The organism is Rhodococcus sp. NPDC056516 (assembly GCF_042794655.1).
Classification (GTDB): Bacteria; Actinomycetota; Actinomycetes; order Mycobacteriales; family Mycobacteriaceae; genus Rhodococcus_F.
In genome coordinates this window covers 1-1,059 of sequence record NZ_JBHTTG010000023.1, presented here as the reverse complement: position 1 = coordinate 1,059, position 1,059 = coordinate 1, and the positions used below count along the sequence as shown (strand labels likewise).

The following is a 1,059-nucleotide window of genomic DNA, read 5'->3' as shown; positions in this document are numbered from 1 at the left end:
AAGGCTCTGACGGATTGTAAGCGCACGGTTTCAGGTACTATTTCACTCCCCTCCCGGGGTACTTTTCACCTTTCCCTCACGGTACTAGTCCGCTATCGGTCACCAGGGAGTATTCAGGCTTATCGGGTGGTCCCGACAGATTCACACCAGATTTCACGGGCCCGGTGCTACTTGGGTTTCCATTACAACAGTCACAAAGTTTTCGTGTACGGGATTCTCACCCTCTACGACAGGCCGTTCCAGACCACTTCCACTAACCCAGTGATTTCTTACTGTTGGCCAACACGGCAGTATTGACAAAATGAACCCCACAACCCCACGAATGCAACACCTGCCGGCTATCACACACCCATGGTTTAGCCTCTTCCGCTTTCGCTCGCCACTACTCACGGAATCACGGTTGTTTTCTCTTCCTGTGGGTACTGAGATGTTTCACTTCCCCACGTTCCCTCCACACGCCCTATATATTCAGGCGCGGGTAACACGACATCACTCGTGCTGGGTTTCCCCATTCGGACATCCTCGGATCACAGCTCGGTTGACAGCTCCCCGAGGCTTATCGCAGCCTCCTACGTCCTTCATCGGCTCCTGGTGCCAAGGCATCCACCGTACGCTCTTCATTACTTACAACAAAGATGCTCGCGTCCACTGTGCAGTTCTCAAACAACACACAAACAACCACCTCACGCAGACACCAACACAAACCACCAACCCCGAAAGGCGATAATCTCTGCGGTATGACTGCAGCAGTCATTTGTCGTTACTTCCTAGAGAGGAAACACTCGCGTGTTCTCTCAGGACCCAACAGTATGCCGATATATTGTTCGTCGGTTTCCCACAGAGGAGAAACCGTACGACGATCAAGTTTGTCAGCGTCCACCCATGAGCTCCTGCCGGATCACAAATGGATCCGAAACAGGCTCTGCCAACCAACCATCCACCTGTGTGGATATTGGATTGGAGAATGCTCCTTAGAAAGGAGGTGATCCAGCCGCACCTTCCGGTACGGCTACCTTGTTACGACTTCGTCCCAATCGCCGATCCCACCTTCGACGGCTC

2 rRNA genes are annotated in these 1,059 nt (G+C 52.9%); both read right to left on the bottom strand.

The window, feature by feature from the left end:
• Window positions 1–630: ribosomal RNA gene (locus ACFQ6Y_RS30335) — 23S ribosomal RNA — on the bottom strand; the annotation flags it as partial.
• Between the two features lie 345 nt (window positions 631–975).
• Window positions 976–1,059: ribosomal RNA gene (locus tag ACFQ6Y_RS30330) — 16S ribosomal RNA — on the bottom strand; the annotation flags it as partial.